Raw genomic sequence first — 19,048 nt, 5'->3', positions numbered from 1 at the left:
TCCCCATGTGAGAGTAGGGAACTGCCAGGCATCAAACAGAACGGAAGGCTCAGTCGAAAGACTGGGCCTTTTGCTTTGCCTGTTGTTTGTCGGTGAGGAGCTCTTCAGTAGGACAAATCCGCCGGGAGCGATCAGAACGCCTGACTGAGCCAACGGCGGATAAAGTCGGCCACCTGCTGCGGCTGATTGATATCGAGTTGAGGTAACGTTGCGGCAAGGGGAGCGTCCGCAGCAATAGCGATAACATAGTCATCCAGCAGATCATCCAGCGATCGTCCCAACGCCTGGCGAAACAGCACGATCTTGTTGATTTTCTCCTGTTTAAATCCTTCCACCAGAATAAGATCGAGTACGGAGGCATCCATCTTTTTTGCCAGATCGTGCAAATCGGGTTGCTGCCGAGCCGGCGTTTCCGTCATCAAGGCCCATCGTTGGCTGCTGACCACCATAGTTTGCTCAGCGCCGGCCTTACGCAGCTCGTAGCTGTCCTTGCCCGGCGTATCGACATCCATATGATGATGCGTGTGTTTGATAAGGCCGACGCGAATACCGCCGCTCTTAAGGATGGGAATGATTTGTTTTAGTAACGTTGTCTTACCGGTACCGCTATAAGCTGCGATGGCAAGCAGACGAGGTCGATCAAGATTCATGATGCTGCCTTTGGAGGAGTGATAAATCCTCAGGGAAATTCAGATTACGGAATGCTGCGGGTTGATCGGCAAATGAAACGGCCGTTGCGGCAATCTGTTCCATAAAGATCATTAGTTTACGATCGCCATTAGCTAGATAATTTTCCAGTGGTTTTATCAGGCAGCGATTTATCAGCAGTAAAGTGGGATGACCGCGGCTACCGTCAGTGGCGTAAGCCGCATTTCTCCCATTCCTTTCTTCCCATAGCCGTTTCACCAGGTCTTGCGGCAGTTCAGGAACATCGCAGGGAACGAAGACAATCCACTCTGACGTTGCGGCATACATGCCGGTAAGTATGCCCGCCAGCGGTCCGCAAAAACCATTTTGCAGGTCGCTTACCACCGCACAGCCGCTTTGCTGATAAATCGGCAGGTTGCGATTGGCATTGATGATGACCTTATCAACCTGTTTTTTCAGCCGCGTCAGTACATGCTGGTATAACGGTATACCATTTAGCTCCAGCAGACCCTTATCGCAACCACCCATGCGTGTTGCCTGTCCGCCAGCCAGAATCACACCAGTGATCATTGTTCGCCCCGCCTATCCAAGCCATAGGTTATTTTCTGAAAACATTTACTGAAGACCAAGTTCTTTTCACATATTAATAAGACTGTTATTTTTGTCATTGTATTTACTTCCGAGGGTAAAAAAATGAAATGTCATCGCGTTAATGAGTTGATTGAACTGTTACATCCAGCCTGGCAAAAGGAGCCTGATTTGAATCTGGTGCAATTTTTACAAAAACTTGCACTGGAGGCCGGGTTTGAGGGGCAGTTTAGCGAGCTGACTGATGATATCCTTATTTATCATCTGAAAATGCGTGACTCGGATAAAGAACAGGTCATTCCGGGGCTTAAAAAAGATTATGAAGAGGATTTCAAAACCGCATTGCTTCGCGCTCGCGGAGTAATTAAGGACTAGTGCGGATAGGAATGGAGTCCGGCTCGCATAACCCGGTATTGGCACGTATTTATCTTACATCGCATGTTACTGGCAGTGGTTGTTATGAACAGTTCGGTTTTTAATTTTCAGACGTTGTTCCCCGAGTTGATAATGGATGCGCTATTGGACGCAGGGATACGCGTGGACTCTGGTTTAACAGCGCTAAACAGTTATGAAAACCGCGTATATCAGTTTACTGATGAAGAACGGAAGCGTTTTGTCGTTAAATTCTACCGTCCTGAACGGTGGAGTACCGCGCAGATTATGGAAGAGCATACCTTTGCCCGGGAACTGGCGGAAGATGAAGTGCCGATTGTCGCGCCGTTGGAGCTTAACGGGCGCACGTTGCATCTTTATGAAGGATTTCATTTTGCGGTGTTCCCGAGCGTTGGCGGGCGGCAATATGAGATGGATAATGAAGATCAGTTAGAGTGGGTAGGGCGTTTTTTAGGCCGGATTCATCAGACGGGCCGTAAATCCTCATTTTCCGCCAGGCCGACAATCGGTTTGAATGAATATCTGCATGAACCCTATAAGCTGTTGGAGCGTTCGGCGTTAATAGCGAAAAAACACCGAGAGGCTTTTTTACGGGCGGTCAGCAAGCTGATTGATACCGTCGAGGCTTATTGGCACACCGACTGGCGGTCGCTGCGTCTGCACGGTGATTGCCATCCGGGTAATATTTTATGGCGCGACGGCCCGCTGTTCGTTGATTTGGACGATGCGCGCAACGGTCCGGCGGTACAGGATTTATGGATGTTGCTGCACGGCGAACGCCATGAACAGCGTATTCAATTAGATATTCTGTTAGAGGCCTACAGCGAATTTGCCGAATTTGAAGACCAGGAGTTGGCGTTAATTGAACCGTTGCGCGCTATGCGTCAGGTTCATTATCTGGCCTGGATTATACGACGTTGGGAGGATCCCGCTTTTCCCCGCAATTTTCCCTGGATAAAGGATGGGGATTTCTGGCTTAAACAGACATCGATATTTACCGAACAGGTTAAGCTGTTGCAGGAGCCTCCTCTGCAGCTCATGCCAATGTACTGACATTGAATGGAGAGAGTGTGTTTTATGAAAAAATTATGGTTTGCATTGATTGGCGTCGTTCTGGCATTCAGTGCGTCGGCGGCTGATTTTTCCAACGGCAAGCAATATGTGGAATTAGATAAGCCGGCGACTCAGGAACCCCAGGTTCTGGAGTTTTTCTCATTTTATTGCCCGCACTGTTACCAGTTTTCAGAGGTCTATCATATTCCGCAAACGGTAGAAAAGGCGCTGCCCGCCGGCACCAAAATGACCCGTTATCACGTTGATTTTCTTGGCCCTCTGGGTAAAAATCTCAGCCAGGCATGGGCGGTGGCCATTGCGCTCGGCGTTGAAGATAAAATTACCCCGTTGATGTTCGATGCCGTTCAGAAAACACAAAGCTTGCAAAAACCGGACGATATTCGACAGGTGTTTATTAACGCCGGCGTCAGCGCGGAAGAATACGACGGCGCATTAAATAGTTTTGTCGTGAAGTCGCTAGTGGTGCAGCAGGAAAAAGCGGCCGCGGATTTACAATTACGCGGCGTTCCCGCCATGTTCGTTAACGGGAAATATATGATCAAGAACGATGGTCTTGATACCAGTTCAATGGATGCTTACGTAAAACAGTATGCCGATGTGGTAAAATTCCTGATAGATAAAAAATAAGCCATTCACGCGATAAACCACGCTGATTATATCGGCGTGGTTTTATCCGGCCATCTCAACCGGTTGTAATAGATGAAACTGATTTTTCATTAATATTTGATGGAATAATTTATATCCACAATTATGAATTGTCTTTTATTGAAGATTGAATATGCTGTTTTTTATTATAACTATATGAAAAACATAAGTATAAAAATAATAAAACTATCCTCTGGCATCATGAAAAAATAATCACTTATTTTTATTCACAAACTTATCCACAGGTAGATCTTGCGAAGATCTACGCAAAAAAGATGAATATCCTTCGTTAAGGATCGTCTCTTCCCTTCAGCTATGGCATGCTTAGCAGCATGGCAGACAACAAAGATCATAACAGGCTATGGCTCAGATTGCAGAAAACCCTTTAATTTTAGTGGACGGTTCTTCCTATTTGTACCGTGCATATCACGCGTTTCCGCCGTTGACAAATAGCGCGGGAGAGCCCACCGGCGCGATGTACGGCGTATTGAATATGCTGCGCAGCCTGCTGGTGCAATATCATCCCAGTCATGTCGCGGTGGTATTTGATGCCAAGGGCAAAACGTTCCGCGACGAGCTATTTGAGAACTATAAGTCTCATCGACCCCCGATGCCGGATGATTTGCGCGAACAGATTGAACCTTTGCATCGTATGGTAAAAGCGATGGGATTGCCGTTGCTGGCGGTTTCAGGCGTCGAGGCCGATGACGTTATCGGCACGCTTGCCCTACAGGCTGAAAAGGCGGGTATTCCGGTGCTGATCAGTACCGGCGATAAAGATATGGCCCAGTTGGTGACGCCAAACGTCACGCTAATCAACACCATGAACAATACCATTTTGGGCCCGCAGGAAGTGTGCGACAAATATGGCATTCCTCCGGAGTTGATTATCGATTTCCTGGCCTTGATGGGCGACGCTTCCGACAATATCCCCGGCGTGCCCGGCGTGGGTGAAAAAACGGCGCAGGCTTTGCTGCAAGGGCTGGGCGGTCTGGATGTGCTGTATGCGAATCTGGACAAGATTGCCGGATTGTCATTCCGCGGCGCCAAGACCATGGCGCCGAAACTTGAGCAGAATAAAGACGTTGCTTACCTTTCCTATCAGTTGGCCACCATTAAAACGGATGTTGAGCTGGATCTGACCTGCGAACAGTTAACGGTAAACGAACCGGATGTGGATGAGCTGTATGGCTTATTCACCCGTTACGAATTCAAACGCTGGTTAGCGGAGGTCGAGTCCGGCACCTGGCTACAGGGTAAAAAAAGCCATCAGCCCGTGCAGAAGATCGTTAAAGCCGTACAGGAAAGCGCGAGCGATGACGAAAGCGGCGTTACGCTTTCCGCCGACGGTTATGTCACCATCCAGGATGAAAAAACGCTGCTGGAGTGGATTGAGCGTTTAAAGAAAGCCGATGTTTTCGCTTTTGATACCGAAACCGACGGGCTGGACACCCTGACGGCCAACCTTATCGGCATGTCATTTTCAGTGACGCCGGGCGAAGCCGCTTATCTGCCGCTGGCGCATGATTATCTGGATGCGCCGGAACAGTTGGATCGAACCCAGGTTCTGGCGCTGTTTAAACCGTTGCTGGAAGATGAGACGCTGCTCAAGGTCGGCCAGAATCTCAAGTTCGATAAAGGCGTGATGAAGCGGTATGACATCGAATTACGCGGAATCGCCTTTGATACCATGCTGGAATCTTACGTTCTGGACAGCGTCGCCGGGCGTCATGATATGGATAGCCTGGCGGAGCGCTATCTGCAGCATAAAACCATTACCTTTGAGGATATCGCCGGCAAAGGCAAAAACCAGCTCACCTTTAATCAGATTGCGCTGGATCAGGCCGGTCCTTATGCGGCGGAAGATGTCGATGTCACGCTGCATCTGCATCATAAGCTGTGGGCTAAATTACAGCAGCAGCCGGAACTGCGAAAAGTGTTTCAGGAAATCGATATGCCGCTGGTGCCGGTGCTATCCCGCATGGAGCGTACGGGCGTACTGATCGATCCGCATATCCTGGCTGAGCACTCCAAAGAGCTCACCGTCCGTCTGGGCGAGTTGGAAACGCAGGCCTACGAACTGGCGGGCGAAGAGTTTAACCTGTCGTCAACCAAGCAGCTGCAGGGCATCCTGTATGAAAAGCAAAAGCTGCCGGTGCTGAAAAAAACGCCCAAAGGGGCGCCCTCCACCAATGAAGAGGTGCTGGCCGAACTGGCGCTGAATTATCCGCTGCCGAAGCTGATTCTTGAATATCGCGGGCTGGCAAAACTGAAGTCGACCTACACCGATAAGCTACCGCTGATGATTAACCCGTCGACCAAACGGGTGCATACCTCTTATCACCAGGCGGTGACGGCCACCGGTCGCTTATCCTCCAGCGATCCTAACCTGCAGAATATTCCGGTGCGCAACGAGGAAGGGCGGCGCATCCGGCAGGCCTTTATCGCGCAGGAAGGGTACAGCATTGTGGCGGCCGACTATTCACAGATTGAGCTGCGCATCATGGCGCATCTTTCCGGCGACAAAGGCTTGCTGAAAGCCTTCTCCGAGGGGCTGGATATCCATCGGGCGACGGCGGCGGAGGTTTTTGGACTCGCCCTTGAGAAGGTGACCTCCGAGCAGCGCCGCAGCGCCAAAGCGATTAACTTCGGTCTGATTTATGGCATGAGCGCTTTTGGGCTATCGCGCCAGTTGAATATTCCGCGTAGCGAATCGCAGAAGTATATGAATCTGTATTTCGAGCGTTACCCCGGCGTTCAGGAGTATATGGAGCGAACCCGCCAGCAGGCGGCGGAACAGGGCTATGTCTCGACGCTGGATGGCCGCCGTCTTTACCTGCCGGATATTCATTCACGCAACGCCATGGCCCGCAAAGGCGCCGAGCGGGCGGCGATTAACGCGCCGATGCAGGGAACCGCTGCCGATATCATCAAGAAAGCGATGATCGCTATTGATGGCTGGTTACAGCAGCAGGACAAGCCGTTAGTGAAAATGCTTATGCAGGTTCACGATGAGCTGGTCTTTGAGGTTCATAATACGGTATTGGAAGAATCCAGAAGTAAAATCAGAGAGTTAATGGAAAACTGCATGCAGCTTAACGTCCCGCTGCGGGTTGATATCGGTACTGGGATCAACTGGGACGAGGCGCACTAAGTCGCTATGCTCGTCATCCATTTCTGTAATTAAATGACAGGATTGTGTGACGTGGTTTGACTTTGTGTAAAGCGTCGCCACTTTTCATGAAAGTAAACAACAAAAAAAACTTTGTTCCGACGAAAAAATAGGGTAGAGTTAAAAACGTAGGGTACAGAGGTAAGATGTTCTATCTTTCAGACCTTTTACTTCACGTAATCGGATTTGGCTGAATATTAGCCGCCCCGGTCAGTTTTGACTGGGGCGTTTTTTATTCGTCTCATCCGTGAGACTCACCCTGCGGGCCGTCACTATGTGACGTTGAAAAATGCTCCCGGCATTTTTTTATTCGTCATCATCCGTGAACTCTGCGGGCCGTCACCATCCCTGATGATCACTCGTTTTCCTGTGGATCTTCCTCTTCCGCCTGCGGCAACGTGCTGAACCAGTTATCGAGTTTCTGGCGCAGTTTGTCGACGCCCGATTTCTTCAGTGAAGAGAACGCTTCCACCTGAATATCACCCATAAACGGCAGTACCGCTTCGCGCACCATATTAAGTTGAGACTTGCGCGCACCGGATGCCAGTTTGTCCGCTTTGGTCAGCAATACCAACACCGGAAGCTGCGCTTCCACCGCCCATGCAAGCATTTGCTGATCGAGATCTTTCAGCGGATGGCGAATATCCATCAGTACCACCAGCCCTTTCAGGCTATTGCGTTTCTGGAGGTATTCCCCAAGCGCGCGCTGCCACTTAAGCTTCATCTCTTCCGGCACTTCGGCGTAGCCATAGCCGGGTAAATCCACCAGCCGAACGCCTTCAGCAACCTCAAACATATTGATAAGCTGCGTTCTTCCCGGCGTTTTACTGGTGCGCGCCAGATTTTTTTGATTGGTCAGCGTATTTAATGCGCTGGATTTACCGGCGTTAGAGCGCCCAGCAAAGGCGACTTCAATACCGCTATCTGTTGCCAGGTGGCGAATATCCGGGGCGCTGATGACAAAATGCGTCATTTGGTAGTTATATTGCTGGGTCACAATGTTTATCTCTGTCTGGATCTATGTCTGGTTGGGGATTATACCTGTAACTGATAATAAAGGCGGTTTTATCTGTATTGAAGCAGTTACGCACGCGGAATAGCGAAAAGCATCATCGGTTGATGCGAGCTCTTTTTTATTGCCGGGCTTTCTGCTAGATTCCGCCGCAATTACCTTTACCTATGTACCTGAGAGCAAGATGATGAACCAACCAGTTAAAGGGTCGGGTGGTAATGCCGCCCGGTCAAAAACAAAAAGAAAAACCCGTGAGGAATTGGATCGGGAAGCGCGCGATCGGAAGCGGCAGAAAAAGCACCGCGGCCGCGTAGCGGGAAGCCGTGCTCAGGAAACCGGACCGGCGAATAACGGCGCCGCTCAACGCAAGGTCGCCGATCCGCGCATCGGCAGCAAGAAGCCGGTGGCGCTTGGCGCGCAGGCCAAGGACGTTGCTCAACCCAAGCAGCCTGCCGGGCCGGTTGCCAAACCCGCCGCGTTATCGCCGGAAGAAGAGCTGGCGCTGCTGGAAAACGACGCCCGCCTGGACGAACTGCTGGATCGTCTGGATAACGGTGAAACGCTGAGCGCCAAGGATCAGTCCTGGGTGGATGAAACATTGGATCGTATCGACATTCTGATGGAGCAGCTCGGCATTGAACTGGGTGATGACGAAGACGACGAAGAGCCAAAAGAAGATATGCTGCAACTTTTGAAGCGCAATAGTTCGAAAGACGATTTTTAATCGATGAAGTTGTTGTTTCTGCTGCTGGCTTTACTGGTTACGTTTTATCTTTTTTGCCTGTTAGGCAAATTATGGCTGCTGTCGCAACGAAAAGCGCGGTTGCACCGTTCGGTTTTTAACCGGCGACGGATGCCGACGGCGCTTTTCACCAGAAAAAAGCGCCGGGAGCGTTTTTTAACGTCACGCAGTGACGGCCGGGAAGGCGAGTAGTAAAAAAACGCCGCCTGCAACGGTCCGGCATAAAAAAGACTGGAGGGATTAAGCAGCATGTCTGAGCAAGTAGTCGACTGGGACCTGGCCCTGATTCAAAAATATAATTATTCCGGGCCGCGTTACACCTCTTATCCCACGGCGTTGGAATTCAGCGAACGTTATGATGAGTCCGCTTTTCGGCAGGCTATTGCGCGTTATCCGCAGCGTTCGCTGTCGTTATATATCCACATTCCGTTTTGCCATCGGCTGTGCTACTTCTGCGGCTGCAATAAGCAGGTCACGCGGCAGCAGCATAAAGCGGATGAGTATCTGGATGTGCTGGAGCTGGAAATTCGTCAGCGGGCTCCGCTGTTTGCCGGACGTACGGTGACCCAGATGCACTGGGGCGGCGGTACGCCGACCTATCTTGATAAGGCGCAAATCAGCCGGCTGATGTCGCTGCTGCGTGAGCAATTTTCTTTTGCGCAGCGGGCCGAGCTGTCGCTGGAAGTCGATCCGCGGGAAATCGAACTGGATATTCTCGATCACCTGCGTGCCAAGGGATTTAATCGCCTCAGCATGGGGGTGCAGGATTTTAATAAGGAAGTGCAAAAGCTGGTGAATCGCGAACAGGACGAAGATTTTATCTTCGCGCTGATTGCGCGCGCCAAGTCGCTGGGATTTACCTCAACCAATATTGATCTGATTTACGGTTTGCCGAAACAGACGCCGGAGAGCTTCGCCTTTACCCTGCAACGCGTCGCTGAATTGAGCCCTCATCGCCTCAGCGTCTTTAACTACGCGCATTTGCCCAGCCTGTTCGCGGCTCAGCGGAAAATCAAAGAAGCCGATTTACCGGACGCGGAGCAAAAGCTGCAAATACTGCAACAGACCATCAGCGCCCTGACGACGGCCGGCTACCAGTTTATCGGCATGGATCACTTCGCCCGCCCCGATGATGAGCTGGCCCTTGCTCAGCGGGCCGGGAAATTGCACCGTAATTTCCAGGGCTACACTACCCAGGGCGATAGCGACCTGCTGGGCATGGGCGTATCGGCGATTAGTATGATCGGCGATAGTTATGCCCAGAACCAGAAAGAGTTGAAACGCTATTATGCGCAGGTCAGGGAAACGGGAAATGCCTTGTGGCGGGGGTTGCCGCTGACGCAGGATGACTGCATTCGGCGCGACGTTATCAAAACGCTGATCTGTAATTTCCGATTGACCTATGCGGCGATTGAGGATGACTATCAGATTGATTTTAAATCATATTTCTCACAGGATTTGCAACAGCTGGCGCCTTTGGCCGCCGATGGCCTGGTGGAGATAGGCGAATCCGGGATTACGGTAACGGCGAAAGGACGTTTGCTGATCCGCAATATCTGTATGTGCTTCGACGCCTACCTGCGAAGTAAGATTCGGGAAAGGCAGTTTTCCCGGGTGATCTGATTTTCTTTCTGGATAGTGCGCATTATTGCGCAGCTTCCAAGGCAGGGAGAGGCGCCCTCTCCCTGTGCGGTTTAGTCCTTAGTTGGCGAGATCGGATCCGGCGCGAATCTGCTCTCTGACGAATTTGCCCGAAGCGGACAGGTTTGCTTCCGTCCAACCGCCGGTGGTGCTGGCGCCGGGAGCCAGCGCCGCCGAAGCTTCCTGCTTATCCGACAGCGACCAGTTCACCCAGCTGACGCCGCGATCGTTGAGAAAATCGATCCAGACTTGCGATTCCGGCAGGAACGGTCCGCCGTTACCGGATGCGTCACTCGTGCCCCATTCGCTGACGAACACTCCCAGCCCCTGGTTTTGCACGGCATCAAGCCGGTCGCGCAGAGACTGTCCGTGCGTACCCGCATAGAAATGCAGCGCGTACAAGGTGTTCGCATCCGGCAGCGGGTTATTTGCCGCGTCATGGATATCCTGACTCCAGGTGCCGGTACCGACGATGATGATATTATCGGGGTCTTTGGCGCGAATCACCTGCGTCACCTCCTCGGCGTACGGACGGATCTGTCCGTTCCAGTTCACGTTGCCGTTCGGTTCGTTGGCGATTTCGTAAATGACGTTGGGCGAATTGCCGTAGAGTTCGGCAATTTCGGTGAAAAAGGTTTTCGCCTGCGCTTTATAGGTGTTGGGATCGCCGTCCGACAGAATGTGCCAGTCAATGATGACGTAGACGCCAAGCTCCTGCGCGGCGGTGACGGCTTCCTTTACCTTGTCGGCGACGGCAGGGTTGGAGATATAGCCGCCGTCCGCCGTATACATGGCGGCGCGGAACACCGAGATCCCCCAGTCATCCCGCAGCCATTTAATCGCCTCCCGGTTAACGTACTGACCGTACCATTGCAGGCCGTGAGAACTGATCCCTTTCAACTGCACCGGTTCGCCGTTTACGTTAACCAACCGCCCATTCTTGACGGACAGCTGGCCGTATTTTTGTACCGGCGTAGTGGCGGCGTTCACGCAGGATGTCCAGAGGAAAAAGCCGAGTATCAGAGTCGCTATCGCGGTCGCCGCTTGCCTGAGCGAGCGGCTGCGGACCGATATATCCATGTTGGTGCCTCCTTACCATAATAGTTAAATATAACTTTAGTAAAAGATGGCTATTCGACGTCCCGTTCTTTCGGCAGGTGATGGGTTTTATAATAGATTTGCCGGAATAGCGCTCTATCTTGTGCAGGTTATGGCGCATTCGGGCAGAGGAATGGTCTGAAAGTCGTCGTTTGGGCGTAAAAAAGCCAGTCAGAAAAAACGACTGGCTTCTTAAGAAAAATTAATGGCGTTTATGGGGTGAACCGCGACGCACTAACTAAAGAAGTTAATCAGTGCGGCGCACAGCACGGCGGCGATGGCAGCCTGCGGCGAGTGGCTCGCCGCCGTGCTTATTTCAGCGCCGTGCGTCGCCACGGAAATTAATGAATCCAGCATAGTACTCCTCCCGAATCAGCGACACGATCATACTGCTGACTCGGGGCAAGTAAAGGACAAATTAACGACAATTTCGTGCGCCAGATTGTATTTTTATCCTCGCCCCGTTCCGTTAAGCGGTCGCTACGCAACATTGGCTATTCCATGCCCAGTTCTTTCAGCTTGCGGGTCAGGGTATTGCGTCCCCAGCCCAGTAGACGGGCGGCTTCCTGCTTATGACCCTGAGTATGACGCAATGCCGTGGTGAGCAAGGTTCTTTCCATCTCCGGCTGGGCTTCCGCCAGCAGGTTTTGATGACCGGAACGCAGCGCTCTGTCCGCCCACTGGGCCAACAGTGTCGCCCAACTGTCCGGCAGCATTTGCACCGTGGAGTCGGGGGCGGTGGTTTCAAACAGTTCGGGAGGCAAATCCTGGATCAACAGCTCCTGTCCGGCGGCCATCACGGTCAACCAGCGGCAGGTATTCTCTAACTGACGCACGTTGCCCGCCCAGGGCAGGCGCGTCAGCGCCGCTTCCGTTTCCGGATGCAGGTTTTTAGGCTCGACGCCCAATTCCTTTGCCGTGGCCTGTAAAAAATAGCGCGCCAGGCGGGGAATATCTTCACGGCGTTCGCGCAGCGGGGGCAAATGAACGCGAATAACGTTCAGCCGATGGAAGAGGTCTTCGCGGAACTTGCCTTCCTGTACCCGCAGCTCAAGATTCTGATGCGTGGCCGCGATAATCCGCACATCGACTTTAACCGCCGCGTAGCCGCCAACCCGATAAAACTGACCGTCAGCCAGCACGCGCAGTAAACGCGTCTGAACGTCAAGCGGCATATCGCCGATTTCATCAAGAAACAGCGTCCCGCCGTCAGCCTGTTCAAACCGTCCCTGACGGATTTGATTCGCGCCGGTAAACGCGCCCTTCTCATGGCCAAACAGCTCCGACTCGATTAAATCCTTGGGGATCGCCGCCATGTTCAAGGCGATAAACGGCGCCTTGGCCCGCGGGCTGTGCCGATGCAGCGCATGGGCCACCAGCTCTTTACCGGTGCCGGATTCCCCGTTAATCAGTACGCTAATGGAAGAGCGGGAAAGGCGGCCGATAATGCGGAATACGTCCTGCATCGCCGGCGCTTCGCCGATGATATCCGTTGTCGGGCCGCTAATCGGCTGGCTGCGAACGGGTTGCTGTTGCTCCTGATAATGGCTGATGGCGCGCTCAACCAACGCCACCGCCTCATCAATATCGAACGGCTTGGGTAAATAATCAAAAGCTCCCTGCTGATAGGCGCTGACCGCCGCGTCAAGATCGGAATGCGCGGTCATAATGATGACCGGCAGCATCGGATGCCGCTGTTTTATTTGCTGCAATAACGCCAGTCCATCCATTCCCGGCATGCGGATATCGGATAACAGTACGTCCGGCGTTTGCGTTGTCAGCGCGTGCAGAACCTGATTTCCGTTATCAAAGGTGGCGCAGGTCAGGCCTGCACCAGTGAGCGCGCGTTCGAGCACCCAACGGATGGAGCTATCGTCATCGACAATCCAGACTATCCCTCGTTGCATTGTGAACCTCACTGGCGAATGGGCAGGTAAACCGAGAATTCGGTATGACCCGGCCAACTGTTAAATTCAATTTTACCGGAGTGCTGATCGATAAGGTTGCGGGCGATCGATAATCCCAGACCGGTGCCGCCTTCGCGTCCGCTTACCATCGGGTAAAACAGCGTATCCTGGAGTTGAGCGGGAATACCGGGGCCGTCGTCTTCAATATCGACGCGCGCGGCAAGACGATAACGTACGCCGTGCAGGGTGAGCTGAAAGGCGGTGCGGGTACGCACGGTGATGGTACCGCCCGCTTCACCCAAAGCCTGCAACGAGTTACGGGTGATATTCAGCAGTACCTGCTCAATCTGGTCCGGGTCATGCGTCAGCTCCGGCAGACTGGGATCGTAATCTTTCACCAGCGTCACGTTGTCCGGTTTTTCTAATGAAACGAGCTTGCATACCCGTTCCGCGACCTGATGAATGCTTTGCGTGACATGCAGTCCCGGTTGCTGCGGGCCGAGCAGGCGATCCACCAGATTACGCAGGCGATCCGCCTGTTCGATGATGACTTTGGTGTATTCGGTCAGCGCCGGATCGGGCAATGCCTTGGAGAGCAGCTGCGCCGCGCCGCGCAACCCGCCAAGCGGATTCTTGATCTCGTGAGCCAACCCCCTGACCAGATCGCGGGCGGCCTGCTGTTGCGCATGCTGGAGCTGTTCCTGACTCAGGCGGCGCTGGTTATCCATCGGCGCCATTTCCAGCAGAATGAAGTTATTTTGTATCCGTTGGGCGGTAAGCGACATGATGTGCGCTTTGCCGTCGACAACAATCGTGACTTCGTTATCCGTAAAACCTTGCCCTGAATCCAGACTCTCACGCATCAAATCTATATTCAGAGAAAAATATCCCAGCAGCTCCGGCAGCGGCGTACCGGACAATTTACGCGAGCTTTGCGCCAGTAGTTGTTGTGCCGCCGGATTGGAATAATGAATAGACAGATCGTTATCCAATAACAAGATACTGTTTATTAAAGAATTTAGGATCTGCCCAGCATCGGGCAGCGTGCCTGTTGCCATAACGCAGACTCCTGCACCCTATTGGTGCATAGTAGTGTAGATGATGGATATGATGCCGCAACTCCAGAGACGGTGGAGAAAAAAGCCCATCCTAAAGATGGGCTGAAAAGTTTCCACGGCAACAAAAAATTTTACCAGCCTGACGGTAACCCAAGCGTCAGCACGATTGGGTTACGGTTTTACCGTACGGCTAATCGCTGTGGCGATTAAACGCTGTAGTACAGTTCGAACTCAACCGGATGCGGCGTCATACGCACGCGGTCATTTTCCGCTTTACGCAGTTCGATATAGGCATCAATGGTGTCGTCGGTGAATACGCCGCCGCGGGTCAGGAACTCACGGTCTGCATCCAGCGCATTCAACGCTTCTTCCAGCGAACCGGCTACGGTTGGGATTTCGCTCGCTTCTTCCGGCGGAAGATCGTACAGGTTCTTGTCCATGGCGTCGCCAGGATGGATCTTGTTGATGATGCCGTCCAGGCCGGCCATCAGCAGCGCGGAGAACGCCAGGTATGGGTTAGCGGCCGGATCCGGGAAGCGCACTTCGATGCGGCGAGCTTTCGGGCTGGCGACGACCGGAATACGGATGGAGGCGGAGCGGTTACGTGCCGAGTAGGCCAGCATGACCGGCGCTTCGTAGCCTGGGACCAGACGTTTGTAGGAGTTAGTGGTCGGGTTGGCCAGCGCATTGATGGCTTTAGCGTGTTTGATGATGCCGCCGATGTAGAACAGCGCGACTTCAGACAGACCGCCGTATTTGTCGCCGGAGAACAGGTTTGCGCCGTCTTTGGACAGGGACATATGACAGTGCATACCGGAACCGTTGTCGCCGAACATAGGTTTCGGCATGAAGGTTGCGGTTTTGCCGAAGGCATGCGCGACGTTATGAACGACGTATTTGTAAATCTGGATTTCGTCGGCTTTTTTGGTCATGGAGTTGAAGCGGGTCGCCACTTCGTTCTGGCCGGCGGTGGCTACTTCGTGGTGATGCGCTTCAACAACCAGGCCCATTTCTTCCATGGTGAGACACATGGTGGAACGGATGTCCTGCGATGAATCGACCGGAGGAACCGGGAAGTAACCGCCTTTGACCGCCGGACGGTGGCCTTTGTTGCCGCCTTCGTATTCTTTGTTGGAGTTCCAGGCGCCTTCAATGTCATCAATGGTGACATGAGAGCCGGAGATGCTGCTGCCGAAGCGAACGTCGTCGAACAGGAAGAATTCGGGTTCCGGCCCAAACAGCACGGTATCGGCGATACCGGAAGAGCGCAGGAAATCTTCGGCGCGTTTGGAGATGGAACGCGGATCGCGGTCGTAGCCCTGCATGGTGCCCGGTTCCAGAATGTCGCAGCGGATGATCAGCGTGCTCTCTTCGTAGAAAGGATCAAGGACCGCGGTGCTGGAGTCCGGCATCAATACCATGTCGGATTCGTTAATGCCTTTCCAGCCGCCAATCGAGGAGCCGTCAAACATTTTACCTTCTTCAAAGAAGTCGGCGTCAACTTGATGAGCCGGAATGGTGACGTGCTGTTCTTTGCCTTTGGTATCAGTGAAGCGTAAATCAACGAACTTCACATCATGTTCTTTCAGCAGCGTCAAAACGTGTTCTGCGGACATACTTGCTTCTCCCGGTTGTCATTTATCGTCGTGGAACGAATATCGTTGTGGATTGATGTTATTGCTGTGAGTAGACTAAAGCTAAAAGTGTGCCAACTTTTTAAATTAGTGCAATGTGTTGCCCTTTGGGGGTTTCCCGTCAAGACGCGCTGCACCATTATAGCTGATAGCACCAAATTGGTGCTTTATTGGCAATTAACTGCACTAACATGGTGCATTGGTGGGCGCTTGTAGCGTTTTTGCACCGTGAAAGGGATCACAAAGTAAGCAGCATCAGGTTGTTTATCATAGATGCTTGTGATCTTGTTTAGTCCCTCGATTAATACGTGTACAATAGCGCGCTATTTCTAAATGCCTGAGGCAAAGCTGTGATCGAAAATTTGCGTAACATCGCCATTATTGCGCACGTTGACCATGGGAAAACCACCCTGGTCGATAAGTTGTTGCAACAATCCGGAACTTTCGGAGAACGCACTGAAGCAACCGAACGTGTAATGGACTCCAACGATTTGGAGAAAGAGCGTGGAATTACCATCCTCGCCAAAAATACCGCCATTAATTGGAAAGACTACCGCATCAACATCGTGGATACCCCCGGACACGCCGACTTCGGCGGCGAGGTTGAGCGTGTAATGTCGATGGTTGACTCGGTGCTGTTGGTTGTTGATGCGATGGATGGCCCGATGCCGCAGACTCGTTTCGTGACCAAAAAAGCATTCGCTAACGGTCTGAAGCCGATCGTGGTTATCAACAAGGTTGACCGCCCTGGCGCGCGTCCCGACTGGGTGGTCGATCAGGTGTTCGACCTGTTCGTAAACCTGGATGCAACCGACGAGCAACTCGATTTCCCCATCGTTTATGCTTCCGCGTTAAACGGCATCGCCGGTCTGGATCATAACGACATGGCCGACGACATGACGCCGCTGTTTGAAGCCATCGTCGAACACGTTGAATCACCGAAGGTTGACCGTGACGGTCCGTTGCAGATGCAAATCTCCCAGCTGGACTACAACAACTATGTCGGCGTTATCGGCATCGGCCGCATCAAACGCGGCGTGGTTAAGCCTAACCAGCAGGTTACGGTTATCGACAGCGAAGGGAAAACCCGCAACGGTAAAGTCGGTAAGGTCCTGGGCCATATGGGTCTGGAACGTATCGAAGCCACCCTGGCGGAAGCGGGCGATATCATCGCCATCACCGGCCTGGGCGAGCTGAATATTTCCGACACCATCTGCGATCCCGCCGCGGTTGAAGCGCTGCCGGCGCTGAGCGTGGACGAACCGACGGTAACCATGTTCTTCTGCGTCAATACCTCGCCGTTCTGCGGTAAAGAAGGGAAGTATGTGACCTCTCGTCAGATCCTTGAGCGTCTGAATAAAGAGCTGGTTCACAACGTGGCGCTGCGCGTGGAAGAGACCGAAGATGCGGATGCGTTCCGCGTGTCCGGCCGTGGCGAGCTGCACCTGTCGGTGCTGATTGAAAACATGCGCCGTGAAGGGTTTGAACTCGCGGTATCGCGTCCGAAGGTTATCAACCGCGTTATCGACGGCCGCAACCAGGAACCGTTTGAAAACGTGACGCTGGATATCGAAGAGCAGCATCAGGGCGCCGTTATGCAAGCCATGGGCGAGCGCAAAGGCGATGTTAAGGACATGATCCCGGACGGCAAAGGCCGTATCCGTCTGGATTATCTGATCCCTGCCCGTGGTCTGATCGGCTTCCGTACCGAGTTTATGACCATGACCTCCGGCACCGGTCTGCTGTATTCCACCTTCAGCCACTACGATGACGTGCGTCCGGGCGATATCGGCCAGCGTCAGAACGGCGTGCTGATCTCCAACGGTCAGGGTAAAGCGGTGGCGTTTGCGCTTTATAGCCTACAGGACCGCGGCAAACTGTTCCTGGGTCACGGCGCGGAAGTGTATGAAGGCCAGATCATCGGTATTCACTCCCGTTCCAACGATCTGACGGTGAACTGTCTGACCGGTAAGAAACTGACCAACATGCGCGCATCCGGTACGGATGAGGCAACGACGCTGGTGCCGGCGATTAAAATGTCGCTGGAACAGGCGCTGGAGTTTATCGATGACGACGAACTGGTTGAAGTTACGCCGCAGTCCGTCCGTTTGCGTAAGCGTCACCTGACCGAGAACGATCGTCGCCGTGCGAATCGCGGTGGTAAAGAAAGCTGATTTTTCAGTGAGTTTACCCTATAACAGGGCGCTTTCGGGCGCCCTGTGCTTTTTCTGATATTCCACGCTTTGATCTCCCCCGCTGTTCAGTTTTACCATTTCCCGCTACAGTGAAAATCCTGCGGTTACATCAGAAGGAAGGTGCCATGCTTTATATCTTCGATTTGGGTAATGTCGTTATTGATATCGATTTCAACCGGGTACTGGGCGTCTGGAGCAAGCTGAGCAGCGCGCCGCTGGCAACGCTGAAAGAGCGTTTTGTTATGGGCGAAACCTTTGAACAGCATGAGCGTGGCGAAATCACCGATGAAGCCTTTGCCGAACGGTTATGTCATGAAATGGGCATCTCTCTGAGTTTTGAACAGTTTTCCACGGGATGGCAGGCCATTTTCGTCGCCTTGCGTCCAGAAGTTATCGATATCATTCGGCGGCTGCGTCAGGAAGGACATCGGGTGGTGATCCTTTCCAACACCAACCGCCTGCATTGCGCGCATTGGCCGGTGCTGTTTCCGGAGGTGGAACAGGCCGCCGATCGTCTTTATCTCTCTCAGGATATCGGTTTGCGTAAGCCTGAAGCGGCCATCTACCGCCATGTCCTGACGCAGGAAAGCGTGACGGCCGATCAAGCCGTCTTTTTTGATGATAATCCCGCGAATATCGCCGCGGCGCAGGCATTGGGTATCCACAGCATTCTGGTGACCGATCGTCAGGCGGTGCCGGACTATTTTGCCTCGCTGGCGGTGACCAGCGAGTAACCTGGGTTTACGGCGCGCTGCTGCGGTAAATCCTTCCTGAATAGTGAAAAAGGGAGCGGTAACGTTCAATGATCGCGTTAATTCAGCGAGTTTCCAGCGCCAGCGTGACGGTGGAAGATAGCGTCGTCGGGAAGATCGGCAACGGATTGCTGGTGTTGCTGGGGGTTGAGCAAGGGGATGATGAACAAAAAGCGACGCGGCTTTGCCAGCGGGTGCTGGGTTATCGGATATTCAGTGATGATAATGGCAAAATGAACCTCAATGTGCGCCAGGCCGGCGGCAGCGTACTGGTGGTATCGCAATTTACGCTGGCGGCGGATACGCAGAAAGGCATGCGGCCCGGTTTTTCCCGCGGCGCGCACCCAGCGGAGGCCGAACGCCTGTATCACTATTTTGTCGGGCTGTGCCGCGAACAGGATATGCACACGGAAACCGGGCGTTTTGCGGCGGATATGCAGGTTGCATTGGTTAATGACGGGCCGGTGACGTTCTGGCTGCAAGTGTAAA

General features: G+C 52.9%; 17 protein-coding genes and 1 pseudogene. 10 read left to right on the top strand and 8 right to left on the bottom strand.

Features of this window, described 5'->3' with window-relative positions:
* Positions 1-131: 131 nt before the first annotated feature.
* Together mobB and mobA are read right to left on the bottom strand one after the other, a co-directional pair.
* Entirely contained in the window at positions 132-650 is a 519-nt protein-coding gene (mobB, locus tag DDT56_RS12235) for a molybdopterin-guanine dinucleotide biosynthesis protein MobB (protein ID WP_136166717.1), read from the bottom strand.
* Entirely contained in the window at positions 640-1,218 is a 579-nt protein-coding gene (gene mobA / locus DDT56_RS12230; RefSeq protein WP_136166716.1) for a molybdenum cofactor guanylyltransferase MobA, read from the bottom strand. The genes mobB and mobA overlap by 11 nt, the downstream gene beginning before the upstream one ends.
* A 123-nt stretch (positions 1,219-1,341) precedes the next feature.
* Here mobA and DDT56_RS12225 point away from each other — a divergent pair, with 123 nt between their 5' ends.
* From DDT56_RS12225 to spfP, 5 genes are all read left to right on the top strand, one after another.
* Entirely contained in the window at positions 1,342-1,611 is a 270-nt protein-coding gene (locus tag DDT56_RS12225) for a YihD family protein (protein ID WP_136166715.1), read from the top strand.
* 84 nt (positions 1,612-1,695) lie between these two features.
* Positions 1,696-2,682 (top strand): serine/threonine protein kinase, encoded by a 987-nt coding sequence (locus tag DDT56_RS12220; RefSeq protein ID WP_136166714.1) that lies wholly within the window; start codon positions 1,696-1,698, stop codon positions 2,680-2,682.
* A gap of 24 nt (positions 2,683-2,706) precedes the next feature.
* Positions 2,707-3,330, top strand: a complete 624-nt coding sequence (gene dsbA, locus DDT56_RS12215; protein WP_136166713.1) for a thiol:disulfide interchange protein DsbA — start codon at positions 2,707-2,709, stop codon at positions 3,328-3,330.
* Positions 3,331-3,709: 379 nt separating this feature from the next.
* Positions 3,710-6,502, top strand: coding sequence for a DNA polymerase I (gene polA / locus DDT56_RS12210; protein WP_136166712.1), 2,793 nt, complete (start codon positions 3,710-3,712; stop codon positions 6,500-6,502).
* Between the two features lie 164 nt (positions 6,503-6,666).
* Positions 6,667-6,714 carry a small protein SpfP gene (gene spfP, locus DDT56_RS25255; protein ID WP_071892919.1) on the top strand — a complete coding sequence of 16 codons (48 nt, stop codon included), beginning with the start codon at positions 6,667-6,669 and terminating at the stop codon, positions 6,712-6,714.
* A gap of 161 nt (positions 6,715-6,875) precedes the next feature.
* Here the strand turns inward: spfP and yihA are convergent, their stop codons facing one another.
* A complete protein-coding gene (gene yihA, locus DDT56_RS12205; RefSeq protein WP_136166711.1) occupies positions 6,876-7,517 on the bottom strand; it encodes a ribosome biogenesis GTP-binding protein YihA/YsxC in 642 nt (213 codons plus the stop codon).
* Positions 7,518-7,719: 202 nt separating this feature from the next.
* Here yihA and yihI point away from each other — a divergent pair, with 202 nt between their 5' ends.
* Positions 7,720-8,256: a Der GTPase-activating protein YihI gene (gene yihI, locus DDT56_RS12195; RefSeq protein ID WP_136166727.1), complete on the top strand. Its 537-nt coding sequence runs from the start codon at positions 7,720-7,722 to the stop codon at positions 8,254-8,256.
* Positions 8,257-8,523: 267 nt separating this feature from the next.
* Positions 8,524-9,897, top strand: a complete 1,374-nt coding sequence (gene hemN, locus DDT56_RS12185; protein ID WP_136166709.1) for an oxygen-independent coproporphyrinogen III oxidase — start codon at positions 8,524-8,526, stop codon at positions 9,895-9,897.
* Between the two features lie 84 nt (positions 9,898-9,981).
* Here the strand turns inward: hemN and DDT56_RS12180 are convergent.
* From DDT56_RS12180 to glnA, 5 genes and pseudogenes are all read right to left on the bottom strand, one after another.
* Positions 9,982-10,995: pseudogene (locus DDT56_RS12180) on the bottom strand (glycoside hydrolase family 5 protein); the annotation flags it as partial.
* 252 nt (positions 10,996-11,247) lie between these two features.
* Positions 11,248-11,370, bottom strand: a complete 123-nt coding sequence (locus tag DDT56_RS12175; protein ID WP_009115022.1) for a YshB family small membrane protein — start codon at positions 11,368-11,370, stop codon at positions 11,248-11,250.
* 137 nt (positions 11,371-11,507) lie between these two features.
* Positions 11,508-12,920: a nitrogen regulation protein NR(I) gene (glnG, locus tag DDT56_RS12170; protein ID WP_136166707.1), complete on the bottom strand. Its 1,413-nt coding sequence runs from the start codon at positions 12,918-12,920 to the stop codon at positions 11,508-11,510.
* An 8-nt stretch (positions 12,921-12,928) separates the two neighbouring features.
* Complete coding sequence (gene glnL, locus DDT56_RS12165; protein ID WP_136166706.1) at positions 12,929-13,978, bottom strand: nitrogen regulation protein NR(II); 1,050 nt, start codon at positions 13,976-13,978, stop codon at positions 12,929-12,931.
* A gap of 206 nt (positions 13,979-14,184) precedes the next feature.
* Entirely contained in the window at positions 14,185-15,594 is a 1,410-nt protein-coding gene (gene glnA, locus DDT56_RS12160; RefSeq protein WP_136166705.1) for a glutamate--ammonia ligase, read from the bottom strand.
* Positions 15,595-15,962: 368 nt separating this feature from the next.
* Here glnA and typA point away from each other — a divergent pair, with 368 nt between their 5' ends.
* The 3 genes from typA to dtd all read left to right on the top strand — a co-directional run bounded on the left by typA (position 15,963) and on the right by dtd (position 19,047).
* Positions 15,963-17,786 (top strand): ribosome-dependent GTPase TypA, encoded by a 1,824-nt coding sequence (gene typA / locus DDT56_RS12155; RefSeq protein ID WP_136166704.1) that lies wholly within the window; start codon positions 15,963-15,965, stop codon positions 17,784-17,786.
* A gap of 146 nt (positions 17,787-17,932) precedes the next feature.
* Positions 17,933-18,541, top strand: coding sequence for a glucose-1-phosphatase (yihX, locus tag DDT56_RS12150; RefSeq protein ID WP_136166703.1), 609 nt, complete (start codon positions 17,933-17,935; stop codon positions 18,539-18,541).
* Positions 18,542-18,609: 68 nt separating this feature from the next.
* Complete coding sequence (gene dtd / locus DDT56_RS12145; protein WP_136166702.1) at positions 18,610-19,047, top strand: D-aminoacyl-tRNA deacylase; 438 nt, start codon at positions 18,610-18,612, stop codon at positions 19,045-19,047.
* The last annotated feature ends 1 nt before the right edge of the window (position 19,048 follow it).

This window comes from Brenneria corticis (assembly GCF_003115855.1).
GTDB classification, from domain to species: Bacteria; Pseudomonadota; Gammaproteobacteria; order Enterobacterales; family Enterobacteriaceae; genus Brenneria; species Brenneria corticis.
This window is presented reverse-complemented; position numbering and strand designations above follow the sequence as displayed.